The 14,365-nt window shown below is 32.1% G+C and carries 13 protein-coding genes; 6 read left to right on the top strand and 7 right to left on the bottom strand.

Annotated elements, in window-relative coordinates; translation table 11 throughout:
- Window positions 1–26: 26 nt before the first annotated feature.
- The 5 genes from iolD to Q4Q47_RS00375 all read right to left on the bottom strand — a co-directional run bounded on the left by iolD (window position 27) and on the right by Q4Q47_RS00375 (window position 6,971).
- Complete coding sequence (gene iolD / locus Q4Q47_RS00395; RefSeq protein WP_303304672.1) at window positions 27–1,886, bottom strand: 3D-(3,5/4)-trihydroxycyclohexane-1,2-dione acylhydrolase (decyclizing); 1,860 nt, start codon at window positions 1,884–1,886, stop codon at window positions 27–29.
- Between the two features lie 163 nt (window positions 1,887–2,049).
- Entirely contained in the window at window positions 2,050–3,063 is a 1,014-nt protein-coding gene (iolC, locus tag Q4Q47_RS00390) for a 5-dehydro-2-deoxygluconokinase (RefSeq protein ID WP_303304671.1), read from the bottom strand.
- Window positions 3,053–3,934, bottom strand: a complete 882-nt coding sequence (gene iolB, locus Q4Q47_RS00385; protein WP_303304670.1) for a 5-deoxy-glucuronate isomerase — start codon at window positions 3,932–3,934, stop codon at window positions 3,053–3,055. Before iolB ends, iolC begins: the two co-directional genes overlap by 11 nt.
- A gap of 3 nt (window positions 3,935–3,937) precedes the next feature.
- On the bottom strand, window positions 3,938–4,915 hold the full coding sequence (locus tag Q4Q47_RS00380) for a class II fructose-bisphosphate aldolase (protein ID WP_303304669.1): 978 nt from the start codon (window positions 4,913–4,915) through the stop codon (window positions 3,938–3,940).
- A gap of 463 nt (window positions 4,916–5,378) precedes the next feature.
- Window positions 5,379–6,971, bottom strand: coding sequence for a fibronectin type III domain-containing protein (locus tag Q4Q47_RS00375; protein ID WP_303304668.1), 1,593 nt, complete (start codon window positions 6,969–6,971; stop codon window positions 5,379–5,381).
- A gap of 370 nt (window positions 6,972–7,341) precedes the next feature.
- Between Q4Q47_RS00375 and Q4Q47_RS23755 the strand changes: the two genes are divergently transcribed.
- Window positions 7,342–7,512, top strand: coding sequence for a winged helix-turn-helix transcriptional regulator (locus Q4Q47_RS23755; RefSeq protein ID WP_408612107.1), 171 nt, complete (start codon window positions 7,342–7,344; stop codon window positions 7,510–7,512).
- Here Q4Q47_RS23755 and Q4Q47_RS00370 read toward each other — a convergent pair.
- Window positions 7,502–8,527, bottom strand: a complete 1,026-nt coding sequence (locus Q4Q47_RS00370) for a LacI family DNA-binding transcriptional regulator (protein ID WP_303304667.1) — start codon at window positions 8,525–8,527, stop codon at window positions 7,502–7,504. The genes Q4Q47_RS23755 and Q4Q47_RS00370 overlap by 11 nt on opposite strands.
- Before the next feature lie 24 nt (window positions 8,528–8,551).
- Window positions 8,552–8,761, bottom strand: a complete 210-nt coding sequence (locus tag Q4Q47_RS00365; RefSeq protein ID WP_303304666.1) for a hypothetical protein — start codon at window positions 8,759–8,761, stop codon at window positions 8,552–8,554.
- Window positions 8,762–10,035: 1,274 nt separating this feature from the next.
- On the opposite strand from Q4Q47_RS00365, the gene Q4Q47_RS00360 reads away from it, so the two are divergent.
- The 5 genes from Q4Q47_RS00360 (at window position 10,036) to Q4Q47_RS00340 (ending at window position 14,365) form a co-directional block, all read left to right on the top strand.
- A complete protein-coding gene (locus Q4Q47_RS00360; protein WP_303304665.1) occupies window positions 10,036–10,809 on the top strand; it encodes a LytR/AlgR family response regulator transcription factor in 774 nt (257 codons plus the stop codon).
- Window positions 10,810–11,077: 268 nt separating this feature from the next.
- Complete coding sequence (locus Q4Q47_RS00355; protein ID WP_303304664.1) at window positions 11,078–11,752, top strand: hypothetical protein; 675 nt, start codon at window positions 11,078–11,080, stop codon at window positions 11,750–11,752.
- Window positions 11,753–11,785: 33 nt separating this feature from the next.
- Window positions 11,786–12,196, top strand: a complete 411-nt coding sequence (locus Q4Q47_RS00350) for a hypothetical protein (protein WP_303304663.1) — start codon at window positions 11,786–11,788, stop codon at window positions 12,194–12,196.
- Window positions 12,197–12,709: 513 nt separating this feature from the next.
- Window positions 12,710–13,729, top strand: a complete 1,020-nt coding sequence (locus Q4Q47_RS00345; RefSeq protein ID WP_303304662.1) for a DUF6620 family protein — start codon at window positions 12,710–12,712, stop codon at window positions 13,727–13,729.
- 24 nt (window positions 13,730–13,753) lie between these two features.
- Window positions 13,754–14,365: a hypothetical protein gene (locus tag Q4Q47_RS00340; RefSeq protein WP_303304661.1), complete on the top strand. Its 612-nt coding sequence runs from the start codon at window positions 13,754–13,756 to the stop codon at window positions 14,363–14,365.

Genomic DNA, 14,365 nt, shown 5'->3' with positions numbered 1-14,365 from the left:
TATTTATTGTCATTTACTAAAGAATACTACATATAATACTTTTGTGACTTTTTATTTTCTTGATAGGTTTTAAGCGATTCTTTTACAGCATCTTTTTCTGAAACTTCAGCAATAGCGACATCCCACCATGTAAACCCAGGAACGCCTTTCTTTCTGTCAACATCTATATAAATAAGGGTTGTTCTATCTATAGTTTTAGCTTCCTTTAAAGCGTCTTTTAATTCTGAAACATTTTTAGCTTTAATAACATACGCTCCCATACTTGCTGCATTTGCTGCATAATCTATAGGAAGTAAACCGCCATCTAACTGTTGGGTTTGTTCATTTCTGTATCTGTAATAAGTTCCAAAGCCTTCGGTGCCAACAGCGTTAGATAAGCTACCAATACTAGAATAGCCATCATTATTCAACAGCACAATAGTCATTTTTACCCGCTCTTGAATGGCAGTAACTATTTCTTGAGACATCATTAAATAACTACCATCGCCCACCATGACATAAATGTCACTTTCAGGACTGGCCATTTTGGCGCCTAAACCACCAGCAATCTCATACCCCATACACGAATAGCCATATTCTAAATGAAAGCCTTTAGGATGTGTAGTACGCCATAGCTTATGCAAATCTCCCGGTAAGCTCCCTGCTGCACAAAGCACGATGTCTTTTTCTCCAGCAAAATTATTGATAGCACCAATCACTTCGCCTTGAAACGCTGGTGTTTCATTTTTTTCTGAATAAATACCAGAAACAAAAGCATCCCAAGAGCTGTTAAGATCCGCAACTTTTTGTTTGTACTGCTCTTCGACTTTATATGTTGAAAGCGCTTTATTTAAACCTTCTAAAACAACTTTAGCGTCTCCTACCAATGGTAAAGCACCATGTTTAAACGAATCAAACTCAGCAACATTAATATTGATAAATTGTACATTCGGATTTTGAAACGCCGATTTAGAAATGGTGGTAAAGTCGCTATAACGTGTTCCAATACCTATAACGACATCGGCATCTTTAGCGATTTCTATGGCTCCTGGGGTTCCTGTAACTCCCATGGCTCCGAGGTTATGAGGGTTGTCGTAAGGTAAGGATCCTTTACCGGCATATGTTTCTGTAACAGGGATTCCTGTATTTTCAACCAACAATTTTAAGGACTCCGTAGCATCACTATAAATGGTCCCACCACCAGCAATGATTAATGGCTTTTTACTATTTTTTATAAGTGTTATGGCTTTTTTTAATAAGGTAGTGTCTGGTTCGGGTCTTCCAATATACCAAATGCGTTTTTCAAATAATGTTATAGGAAAATTGTATGCCTCTGCCTGTACATCTTGAGGAATACTTAAGGTAACCGCTCCTGTTTCGGCAGGCGATGTTAATACACGCATCACTTCCGGTAAGGCTGTAATGAGCTGCTCCGGGCGGTTGATACGATCCCAATATTTTGAAATGGGTTTAAAACAATCGTTTACTGAAATATCTTGTGTTTGTGCTGATTCTAATTGCTGTAAAACGGGGGCTACTTGCCTGGTAGCAAAAATATCACCCGGTAGTAATAATACAGGGATTCTATTAATGGTTGCACCTGCTGCTGCCGTAATCATATTGGTAGCACCTGGTCCTATAGACGTGGTACAAGCAAAAGTTTGCAATCTGTTTTTAACTTTTGCAAAAGCTGCTGCTGTATGCACCATACCTTGTTCGTTTCGTACTACATAGTAAGGGAAATCAGGGTTTTGATGCAATGCTTGACCTATCCCGGCAACATTACCATGTCCAAAAATCCCAAAACAACCTGCAAAGAATTTGTTTTGCACACCATCACGTTCTACATATTGGTTTTTTAAGAACTCTATAGTTGCTTGTGCTACAGTTAATCGTTTTGTCTTCACCTTTTTTTATATTTAATGATGTCATTCCGAACGCTATTGAAATCAAAATATATTTTGATTGAAAATACCTAAGCGAAGCTTATGAGGAGGAATCTCATCAATTTAAGAGTTCTCGTCGTTTATTCTTCACCCTGTCGAAATGACAAAGTATTATTACTCGTTATTAAAAGCCTCCTTTTTCTTCAATAAACTGTAAAGATTCTTGAAGTGTTGGCATAAAATTAGCGCAACCCTGTTTGGTTACTACTTGTGCGCCACTTGCATTTCCCATTCTACATGCCTTATATAAATTCCACCCTTGTAAAATGCCATATAAAAAACCACTAGCAAATGCATCACCTGCTCCTAAAACATTTAATACTTCAACAGGAAACCCAGGAACATCTTCTTTCGTGCCATCATTTTTATAAATACTGACACCATCGGCACCTCTTTTTACTAATAATATTTCTATTCCTGAAGCTATTAATTGTTGAATAGAAGCGTTTATATCTCCTTTAATTTCAGGCGCAGAAATTTGTTGATCTTTGATAACTACTTGAGAGGTATCACTTAAAGTAGCCGCTAATATTTCTTCTTCGGTTCCTATGGCTATTTTTACCTTTGAAAGAATGGCTCTTACCGTTAATCCGAATGCTCTATAATCATGCCATTGGTCAGCTCTAAAATCTAAGTCTAAAACAACATCTACATTATTTTTATTAGCTATTTCAGCAGCATAAAATGTGGCGCTTCTCGTAGGCTCCATATTTAAAGCCGTTCCATTGATGAGTAAAATTTTATAATCTGGAATATTTGCGTTTTGAACATCATCAATATCTACTTGACTGTCTGCAGCATTATCACGATAATATACTAAAGGAAACTTATCCGGGGGCTCAATACCTAATACCACCGCACTACTTCTTGAGTTGTGTTTTACGGGAATACAATAGGTATTTATGTTTTCATTATTTAAAAAATTAACAATAAATTCACCTACTTTATCATTTCCAACTGCGGTAAGTAAACTAGCATTAACTCCTAATCTGGCACATCCTACAGCAATGTTTAATGGTGACCCACCAACAAAAGCATCAAAACCTTTAATATCATTAAACGAAGCACCTATATTTTGAGAATACAAATCTATAGATGATCTTCCTACGGTTATTACATCGTATTTTTTATGCATCATTTTTTTTATTCATTTCTGCGATTACTAGAGGTAACCTATTATCTTGAGATGACCACGAATCATATATCCATTCATGATCGGGATCTGTAGTATTTTCTAAACATTGATCTGAACCTGCTAAAAAATTCAGGTAATAGCAATGAAAACCATGTTCAGCAACAACAGGATGAAACCCTTTAGGAATTAAAACCACATCATTATGTCTGGCTTTAACTATTTCGTCTAACGATTTATCTTTGGTATAAACTTGTTGAATGGCATAAGCCTCAGGTTTTTGAAACTTATAAAAATAGGTTTCTTCCTGAATGGGCTCCAAAACGTTTCCGTCATTATCTAAGATACGTTCATCGTGTTTATGAGCAGGGAAGGAACTCCAGTTTCCTGAAGGGGTGTATACCTCTCTAACAACAATTTTACTACATCCAAATCCTGGAGGCACTAAATCATTAAATTGTCGTGTAGCATTATCACCGCCAAAGATAACCACAGGTGTATCTTCTGGTGTTACAAATTTTGCAGGAAAATCTTCATCAGAAAAACACCATCCATAAGCAATATCTAACTTTTGACTAATTGCTTCTAGTGTGAATTTTGTATGTCTTGGTAAATATAAAGTATGGGCAACACCACTAAATACATCTTTTCTACCATTAATGGTTTTCCAAGTGCCTTTATCACTTTCTACCTTATAATTTCCACTTAGTAATACGATTACTATTTCGTTTTCTTCTGTATTATGACTCCAGGTGTCACCCAAACTCATTTCTCTGGCTTCAAAATAAAGCGACTCCCAATTAGCAGATTCTGGTGTGATTTTTTGATACACTGTTGAATCTGAATTTGGTTTAATTAATACATGCGATGTACTCATAATCTATATTTTTAATTGACTGACCTTTCCTGTGGCTTTTAACAAGTCGAATTTTTCTAGCATAAATGTTTCGTAAGCTTCCATATACTTTTGTCCAGGTATTATGGGATCAAATAATTCTGGAGATGTGTTAAAAAATTCTCTATGAACTCGTGCCCAGATAAGCCGAGTATCTGTAGCTATATTAATTTTACAAACACCATATGTGATGGCTTTTACTATTTCTTCTGGGGCAACACCAGCAGCTTCTTTATTTAAGGAGCCTCCATTTTTATTTATTCTATTAATTTCTTCTTTATTGACCGCTGAACCTCCATGTAATACAATTGGAAAGTTTGGTAAACGCTTTTGAATTTCTTTTAAAATGTCAAACTGAATCCCTTGACCTCCCGAAAATTTATAAGCCCCATGACTAGTTCCTACAGCAACAGCCAAACTATCGCAGTTGGTTTGATTTACAAAATCGACAACTTCTGAGGGTTGCGTATATTTTGCATGTTTTTCGTCAATGGAGATATCATCTTCAACACCACTTAGTACACCTAATTCAGCCTCAACCACCACATTGTTTTTATGAGCTGCTTCTACAACAGTTTTAGTTCTGCTAATATTTGTTTCAAAGTTATCGTGTGATGCATCAATCATTACCGAATTGTAGCTATTAGAAGTGATAGCATCAAAAGCATGAGGTTCATTGCCATGATCTAAATGGATAGCATATACTGCCTTTGGATATATTTTAGCAGCAGCATCAATCATTGCTAATAGCATTTTTGAATGTGCATAATTTCTAGCAACGGGAGTCATTTGTACTATAAAAGGTGCATTTGCTCTTTGACCAGCCTTAAAAAGCCCATGAATTTGCTCCATAGTAAAAACATTTACAGCAGCTATTGCATATTTGCTGTAACAATTTTTATAAAAAACAGTTGGAGATACACCCATAATAAATACTACTTTTATGTTGATTTTGCTTTTCAAAGGAAGTGTAAAAAAGTAAAATCTTAAAGGAAAGAGTGCATTAATTCTATGCAAAGGTTTGCATAAATAGGGCAGATGTATAGCTAAAAAAGTGTAATTTATATTTAGATTTTAGAGATGTCATTTAACCGAACCATTATGTGTTAAGAGTCTAATTCATAGTTGGTTACTTCTAATGGTTCGGTTAGGAATTTTAGTATTTAATCGAGAAGAATTCCCGGATGCTTGCGTCGGGGTTTCCGTTGAAATTGTCATTCCCGTGAAAATGGGAATCTAAATAAAGCTTTTCCCATGTTTGAATCTGAAATTTTTATACTTAACAATTTGGCAATTGATGTAGCCATTTGATTAGTGAATATTTGTTCAGAATCTTTAATGTTTTTTGTTGTTTACATTTACAGTAAAAGTCAAGACTAAAAATAAATACAATAATAATTCGATTTTTTATTCATACTATTTTCTCTTATTCTTTGGTTGTAAATATCAATGTTTTGGACCAATCACTCCAATTCAGGTTTTGATCTCTATAGCGTACTCTCCAATAATAGGTTGTGTTTGGTTTGAGACGTTTTGTTTTTTCATCTGTTAAATCATCATTTTTTTGTCTATTTTCTTTGTAGTACCAGTTTTCAAATTGTTTCCAATTGTTCAATACAGGTTTAGAAAAATCTTTTGTTTTAGATACTTGCCAATGGGAAGCGGCGTGAAAAGCACCATTGTAAGTACTCTTGAATTCTCCAGCTTTCAATACGGTTCCTGTAATTGCTACAGTTTCGTTATTTGGTGATATAGATTCCGGAGTTATGGGCTTTCTTTCTTTTTTCCAAATTGTAATACTATCCCTAAGCTCGTTGTTTCTAGGCATTTCTTCATTACCTCTACTAATTCTTTTTACAGTAAATTTAGGATCATGTTCGCTACCGTCCACTTCTACCATTACAAAACCATATTCATCTTGCGTTACAGTAAATTCGTCATAATCTCTGCCTTCAAACTCGCCCCAATTATCAATGGCTCCACCTGCAGATGCTACATTTACCCATAGATGTTTATGGTCTTTAGATTGCCCTCTTGAATAGCCGTGGGTATGTCCAAAAAAATGAATACTTGGCTTACCTGTTTCTGTAGTAAACTTTTCTAAAGCTTTTACTACTTTTCCTGTGATATCTGCTTCACCTGGAATCCATAATTCTGATTTATGAGGATGATGAATTTGAGCAAAAACAAAATCAATATTTTCATCTTTTGCTGTTTTATTTAAAACGTTTTCTAACCAACTGATTTGTTGTGAAGTACTTATGAAGTCTGTGTTGGAATCTAACCCAATAATTCTAGTATTTCCATAATCTTTATACCACCAATGCTCTGCATAAGCTGGTGTACCATTATCTGGAAGGCTAAAATACTTAAAATAAAAAATTGAATTTCTTTCATGGTTCCCTAACACAGGATATAGAGGTACATCTGTTAAAAGTTTTTTTGCAGGATTAAAGAACTTGTCTTTCCACTCATTATAATTAGTTCCATTTGGCACTAAATCGCCAGGAACTAAAACCATTGCTAAGTTTTTAGAAATACTGCCTTTAAACTTTTCTTCAATATAAGACAAGACCCCCTCATTAACAATTTCAGAAAATTTATTTGGATTTTGTGAGTCGTATTGCATATCGCTCATCGCTACTATTTTAAAAGACTCATTATCACTAGCAAAAGGAGGTGTTTTAAACTGAAAGATATCTGAAGTTGCTTTTTCGGTCTTAACACGATAATAATATTCTGTAAATCGTTTTAAACCATTAATCTTTACTTCATGAATTCTGGATGCGCTAAAATTAATATCAAAAGCATGTCCTCTTGCTTTCTTCCCTAATTTAGGAGTTAATCCCCATTCTACGATGCTTTCTTCTCCACTAGAAGTTTCCCATAGTATTTTAATAGAATTTGGAGTTACGTCTTGTAAATAAGGTTGTACTATAATAGATATGTCATTTTTTTGTGCATGTCCTATGAAAACAGACAAAAAAAGGATGCTGGTAATTCTTCTAATTATTTGCATGTCAATATGATTTTAGTTTTTATGTGTATACCTTGATTTATTTAGATCAGTATTAGCTGCATATAATTTTTTTGACGAACCTTACTAATCCTAACCATTTTGATTATTAAAATATTGAGGTTTTACTTATAAGTTATGAAATCATCTACTGAGCTCTATTCATTTAAATATGTTAAGCTATGAAGCATTATTTGAAATTTAAACAAGAACAAATCTACTGTAAAACGTACTTGTTTTGTATTAAAATGCTTTATTTTTTTTAAAAACAGTAAATAAATTTATGTATATGAATATTTATAGTTGTATTGTTCTGTTTGTTTTGATCAATAAATAACTTTTTAGTTTAAAATTACTGTTCTATGAAACTTGATTGAAAAGGCTTAAATTATTGAACATTTTACAGGAAAATGCTAATATTAGTAATAAAGAAATAACAGACCTTACTTTGACTCTGGTTTATGAACGTATTAAAAAACTAGCTACTATAAAGAGAATAGGCAAATGTTCAACTATTAGCTTAGGCATTAAACTTAAATTTTAATAGAAGAATGTCTAATAACAAGTTCAGGTTTAAAAATCTCTTTTCTAAGTTTTGGAGTGTTGTCGGGATTTTTCAAATGACTTAATAAAATTCTAGCCGAGAGCATGCCAATACTATAAACGGGTTGCCAAACCGTTGATAAGGCAGGTTTAAAATAGCGCGTATGTGGTTCGTCATCAAAGCCTATGATTGAAATATCTTCAGGAATTTTAAAATCAAGTTTTTTTGCTATGTACATAGCAGAAATGGCTATGCAATCATTTATTGCAAAAATAGCATCTGGTGGATTTTTTAAACGTAATAATGTTTTTGTGGGTTGTATGCCTTCTTCATGAGTGAATCCTGATGCATGAACAATATACTCTTCTTTAACCGGGAGATTATTTTTTTTTAATGCATCCAGATATCCTTGAAGCCTATGATTGGTTGTTGATAGATTTTTTGGACCACTTAGATGTGCAATTTTTTTACAACCTGACTTTATTAGGTAATCTATAGCTTGAAAAGCACCATCATAATCATCTACCAAAACTTTATCTACTTCTAAATTAGGGCAATCCCGATCAAATACAACAATAGGAACACCACTTTGTTTGAGTTTAGAGAAATGATTAAACTTTTTTGTTCTTGAAGAAGGAGACACTAAAACGCCATCTACACGAATTCTTAATAAATTTTCTACAATAGCAAGTTCTTCCTTATACGATTCATTTGATTGGCAGATAATTATATTATATCCTGAATTTACAAGAACATCTTGTATTCCTGTAATTATGGATGAAAAAAAGTGGCTAGTTATTTCTGGGATAATGACACCTATAGTATTCGTTTTTTTTTGGCGTAAACTTAATGCTAAAAGGTTGGGCTGGTAGTTTAATTTATTTGCCAAATCCTGAACTGCCTTAATCGTTTCTTTTTTTAAAGCAGGATGATTTTTTAATGCTCTAGAAACGGTAGATGCAGATATATTAAGCTTTTGTGCAATATCACTTATAGTAACTCTTTTGCTGCTCATGACATATAATAATAGGATTAAAAACTAAACACATAAAAATAACTTACCTCTATAAAGAATGTTCAAAACACCCCATTGCACTAATACATAGTTTAGAGCAAAAACGACTACATGGCAAGGGGCTCCAAATATTTTAGTATGTGAATCTACTAAAAATGGACGATTGGAGATATCTAAAAGAAGCCAGTTTTGGAATAATTCTGTAACCCTCTTTAGAATTGGTAATATTCCCATATTTATTAGAACTTGACAGTTATTGCTCTTATTATATTATAAATTTTCAATTTTTATAAAGTTAAGTTATAATATAAGCTTAATTTATTTTACCATTTGTTAAAAATAACACATGTATTTGACAAATAGTATAAAAATTTGATTAAAATGTGTTTATTAATGAACATCAGCTAGACTTTATTTAATTCATATTCCTTAAAAATGAAATATTTATTAGAGTATTTTTAAATTTAGAAAAAACAAAATTGAAAATCTATAAGTCATAATTGGATTTATTTATTCTATTGCAAATACCAAAACAATAAATTATAGATCTATACTTCATTATTTTATAAACAGAAGTGCCAATGCTTCGGCTGAACTCTTTCAATGCTAAGATTAAAGCCTTTAGGGGCCAGTTTAGAGGTATCAAAAACGTAGAATTAGTTCTCTTTATATTAACGCAAATTTTGCCTAAATACAGCTTTTGGGATTGATCTTTTATAAATGGCATCAATTGAAAGTAATTAAAACGAAAAAGTCCATAAACATAACGTTTAGGGACTTTTTGAATAATCTTGAAGTGATTCCAGTGACCGGGCAGGAGTCAGAACTTAATGCTTGAAACCCAGTACCGGTAAGCTATTTGTTGAATTTCACAATCCATGTTGACGAGCTGTGAACCTTACTTCATTTATAATATGTCAAATTAACTTTCGTTGATTGCAAATATAATTAATTCCAAACTCTAAGAAGTATATTGTTCTACTTCCTAACACTTTAAATTATTCTTCTTTTTAAAACACGTACTAAAATATTTAGGCTTAGAAAAGTGGAGAGAGACTGTTTTTGGTTACAGATTGGATGTTTTTGGGTATGTTAACTTCCATTGATACGCTTATTTTGTTTATGTAAAATTAATTTTAATATAATGGAAACGAAATCGTACTTCACAAAAGAGCACAAACGCGGATTCTTCACAAATCTTACCATTACCATAATTACTGGTATAATTTTAAAATGGATTTGGGTTAAAGTATTAACAGACTTGTTTCAGCTACCAGAAATAAAATTTATCCATGCTTTTGCCTTCGTTGTTTTTTTACGTCTAATGATGTTTAATAACAACATTATTAACTATCGTAGTCATTCCAAAAAGTTAGGATAAAGCTAAAAAATACCAAGCAGAAAGTAATAATTTTCATTTTATGTACTATTTCAACAAGTTTAAGCTTTTCTCAAAATTTAGAACAACGTGGGGCATTTGAATCAAAATATAAATTAATACAGAGTTTATGATCAAAGTTACTGTTGTTGAAGACGAGAGTGTTTCAAGTAATCATATTGTTAATTTATTAAATAAATATTGCTCTGAGGAAATTATTGTTGAAAAAGAAATTGATAATATTCTTGATGCATTAAAATGGTTTGCAGAAAATGATAATCCAGATTTAATTTTTATGGATATTCAATTAAGTGATGGTTCATGTTTTGAAATTTTTAACTATGTAGACATTAATTGTCCAATAATTTTCACAACAGCTTATGATGAATATGCTATAAAGGCTTTTAAAAACAATGGAATAGATTATTTGTTAAAACCTATTACAGAAAAAGATTTTTATCAAGCTATCATGAAGTTTTTTAAGATAAGGAGAGAGAAGTCTTTTAGACAGGAAGTAAATGAAGTAAAAGAAAAAGTTAAAAGTTTAGAGCAGGTGGCTAAACCTAAATTGTTTAAAGAGCGTTTTTTGGTAAAATTAGGCAATAAATACACACCATTAAAAATTGATGATATAGCATACTTTTATAAAGATGATATTGTTTTTATTAGATCATTTAATGGGAATAATTATCCTATTAATGGCTCTCTATCTAGTATTGAAAGCTGTATAGATGCCAACAAGTTTGTTAGAGTTAACAGGAAGGTTATAGTTAATATTAATGCAATAGAATATTTGGCACAATATAAACCAGGACAATTGGTAATTAAACTTAATCCAAGGTTTGAAGATGTAATTGTATTAAGCCAGGAAAAATCTAGTTATTTAAAGAACCTTTTGAATTAGTTTTAATACCTCTGGAAAAAGAAAAGATAGATTTAACAATGTATATGATATGCAAATCAAAACCATAAAAATATTAAAACTCTATTTAAACACTGTCGGAAAAACGAGAAGGTTGCGCGACCTATTTAAATATAAATGAAAAGTTTAACCCTCTAATATGGTCTTTTAAATCAAATATATTCCTTTTTAAGAGTAGTCTTTTCTTGTTTTTAACTTTAAAAAATAACCTTTGGATTTATGTACCCCCTAATCTATATAATTTAATAAAATGATTTTAACCGAAATGATTCCTTTTCTTAAAGCAGAAAAGCCTTTAGATATATTATGGAGGGTCATTACTTATAATCAAAAAATAGTCGATAACAAAAAACTATTAACGGTTAGAATGGCTCTAACAAATACTAATGTTGTTGAAGGAGTTCCAATAAATATTGATCATGAAAACAATGTTGTAGTCTTAATTCTAGAGAGAAAAAGCATCTCCTATGTCACTTCAAACCATCTGATCTCAATAGAGATTTTACATCCTGAATTGATTTTAGATAAGTTAACAGGTGGAGAATACTTAGAAGTTCCAGTTAATAAAGTACCGACTGTTTTAGAATTGAAAAGAAAATTCAATGAAATAGAAAATACTCTTAATAGAACTTACGCTATTAAGTTGACAAGTGATATTATAAATGATACATCAAATTCAGATAAGACTAAGTTTCAGTTTAGTTGTTTTATTGAAATTTTAAGCAATTCATTAAATGATATAGCAAAAGATAGTTTAGGAAATGAAGCTCTATTGAAACTCAGCGAAATTCATATAAAAGAAACTAACAAGGAAACCTTTGTTGCAAAAGGCAATGATCAATTATTGATACATATCAATTTTGGCAAGAACTTTCCTGCTCAGTTTGAGCAGGAGCTTAAAAAATTAATAGAAGAAAAATTATAAACACAAATTAAATATTTATTATTAACAAACATTATGGGATTAGCCGAAAAAAGAGTAGTAAAAGCGTTTCAGGAAGGAACTTACAAAGAATTAGAAAGTAAAATACTTGAAACGTTAGGAAAACAAATTGAAATAGAGGTAAATTGGAATTCTCTTGCAAAAGATGGAATGAGCCATTTGTATGAAGAAGCCTTTCCTAAGGTTTACTTTTTTCCATTAATTAAAGCATTAGAGAATATTTGTGCTGACGATATGGGAAAAGAAGCCATTGCAGAAAGTCTTAATAAAATTGTTATTGAACATAAGGACAATGAAGGAAATACAAGAGCATGGAGTTCTTTTAGCGGTGGCGTATTAACCTTAGATGCTGCACCAACTACCAATATCGATTTGGTTTCGAATAGAGCAGAATCATTGCAAGAACTATTAGAGAATAGCTTATAGTTTAAGTTTTTGAGCTTCTCTACTATACAATAATTAAATGTGTGGTAGAGAAGCTTTTTTTATTTCATTTCATATACAGAATAATTGAACTTATTAAATGATAATAAAATGTATATAAAGTATTTTAATCATTGGGTTTTTATCAAATAGTTGTGATGACTATTCTACTAAAAAAGCAGAGCAAGTCCAAAAGTTGAAACGGTAAACAATACACCTAACAATTGACTACTATTTTTTGATCACTCTTGAGAATGGATAAGGAGGATAAATAAAAAAACATGAATAACTTAAGCTACGTTATAAAAATAGTTCTGTTCTGTATTTTGATACTGTTTGTGTACTCATGTGGTAATTACAGAAAAGAACAAAAAGAGGGTAAAAACTATTTTATGATTATAGCTTTCGATCAAACCTTTTCAGGAATTAGTATGAAAGATTTCAGATGTCATTAAAATAATTTAAATCACATTATATATAACTATTTATAAAAAAAATTAATTAAAACTAAAAAAGATGGGATTATTTAACAACCTAAAAAACAAAGCAAAAGAAATCGCTAACAAAGCAAAAGAATTAGCGGAAAACGAAGAAAAAAAAGATGAAAAAGTAATTGAAAAGGATGAGTATGCTAGCGAATCGGAAAATGAAACAGAATACGATCAAGAGTATGATGAGGATGAAGAATATGATGAGGATGAAGAGCAAGATGAAGATGAAGAACAAGAATTAGGTAAAGATATTCCTTATCCACAAGGTTGGGAGAATCTTTCTGAGATAGAAATCGCTGATAAACTTTTAGCTGTAAGTGAAAAGTATGCTGTTATGGAAGAAGACATGGATGAAGATGATTTTCATGATGGACTAGATAACTTTTATGCGGAATTTGGATTTAAGAATGAAGAGCATTATAATGATTTTTTAGCAGCTGCGTACACTTCTTTCAATGAACATTCTTTTACACAAGCAACACTTGATCGAGCGAAGGAAGTACATGAAGCACAGTTACAAGAGCAAATTGACTCCAATCGTGAAGATTTACAACCAGTAGATGGTGTATCGTTAGAAGATTGGGCAAAAGCATTCGCAAGTGTAGCAAATAATGGAACTGTTGACGAAGCCCTGCGTATTACAAAAAAGGACAAAGCAGGATGGGATAAAGTCAGCGAAGAATGGATGACAAGAATGAGCAATGATGAAAGTGGTACAATTGCGACAATCTATGCGGATGCATTTACAAGTTCTGCCACTGGAAACTTAGGAGAATCCAGTAATATCAATGCTGAATCTTTTCCATTTGAGAAATATATAGAAGTTCGAATTGCGCTGGATTTACTTTGTCAACAAGGAAAAGATGCACAAGATGTATTAGCTATGTTTGATATGACTGCTGTGGATTGGTCTAACTCATCGACTTTTTGGATGTCTGAATATATGTCTGATACAGTCAAGTATATTCCATTAGAAAAAGAGTATACTGCTAAGTACGAGGCGAAATATATGGCTGGAGATAGTAATTCGGACATCGATTTTTAATCAATTATTTTTTATCATAGTAAAATGAGTATAAAAAAAACTACTCCAACTGATAATTCGGTTCAGGGACCGGAAGATCTCCCTGAACCGAAATTGTCGAAAGCTTTATTGAAAGAATTCATTGATCAATTCAATGCTAAATTGAAAGAAATCAATGATACGGCCAGATCGAGCCATACAAAATGGCGTATACTCTTGGAGCAAGAAGGCATTGAACCTAGCTCCGAAAAAGATAAACAAAATGCTCGGCAATCTAAACAATTCAATCTAGCAGTAGCTTTTCCTGCAGAATATCGAAAAGTACTCCAGCAATTACAAAAAAACACCCAATCTGAACTTGAAAGTTTGCAAAACCGACCAACTGAATCTTCAGAAGCAAGTAAATTATTAGACTCCTTTAATAGGTTTACATTAAGTGACCTTGTTACCATTGAGCTTCAACGATATTTGGGAGACATCAAACCGAAAGTTTCAATGGCAGATGTGTTTGCCAATGCAGCAGGTAGTTTGAATAAATATTCTGCAGGAGATTCAGGAGATAAATCATATAGCGTCAAATGTAAAACTTGTGGGGCTGCAAGATCGGAAGAAGAGCAATATGGAGATTGTTTTTATTGCGGAACACCTTTATTTTAA

Origin of the sequence: Flavivirga spongiicola, assembly GCF_030540825.1 — a bacterium.
Taxonomy (GTDB): Bacteria; Bacteroidota; Bacteroidia; order Flavobacteriales; family Flavobacteriaceae; genus Flavivirga; species Flavivirga spongiicola.
The sequence above is the reverse complement of the archived record's forward strand: the minus strand, read 5'-3'. Positions and strand labels throughout refer to the sequence as shown.